Here is a 735-nt window from a genome sequence, read left to right on the forward strand (position 1 = left end):
GAAATAGAAGTAATTTGCGTCTTAATACCAGCTTGGGTCAGCACTTGGCGTAGCTGACTATCGATAGCAGCACCAACTTCGCCAGTTGCTGTTGTATTCTTTGCGTTTTGGCTAGTGTTTTGACTCGTACTTTTACTTATGGAGTTCTTAACGGTTGGCTCAGCGCAGGCAGTCGTCACTAATAACATGGTACTAATAAGACTAGCAAATTTTAATACAGGTCGTTTCACAAGCGTTGTCCTATCAAGTTCGTAGTAGATTACTGAATCAAAACTTCTAAATTTTCTTCAATTAAGGTCTTTTAATTAAGAACTTTAATTCATGTTCTTTATTTCTTAATTTTAAAACAAGAAACTATATTTAGAAGATTATATTGAAAACAGCAACACTATGTAAAAAAGTAGATTAATTAAGCTGCTGAGACTGTAGCACATTGGCAGATTTTTATAAGCACTTGATAAGCGCTGAGTGCTTTATTTTGCAAAACTGCTACCCAGCTTTAAGAGACAGGCAACATCAGCAAACAGACGACCGATACGGTGCCTGCTGCTGATAGTTGTTTTGGGTAACTGGCTTTTTACGAGTGGATGTTGGAAAGAGTATGAGGCAACTTTTCTGCTACATAAAGTCTAGAATTTCGCGACTTCTTCTTCTGTCAAAAAGCGGCTATCCCCTTTATCCAAACCTTCTAATGTAATATGACCAATACTGGCGCGGTGTAGTTCAACGACCTTA

Annotated in this window: 2 pseudogenes; both read right to left on the reverse strand. The window is 37.8% G+C overall.

The window, feature by feature from the left end:
* A pseudogene (locus tag ACS8FD_RS20185) lies at positions 1-230 on the reverse strand (hypothetical protein); the annotation flags it as partial.
* Between the two features lie 399 nt (positions 231-629).
* Positions 630-735, reverse strand: a pseudogene (locus tag ACS8FD_RS20190) (pseudouridine synthase); the annotation flags it as partial.

The sequence above is a fragment of the Psychrobacter sp. 1U2 genome (genome assembly GCF_051847575.1).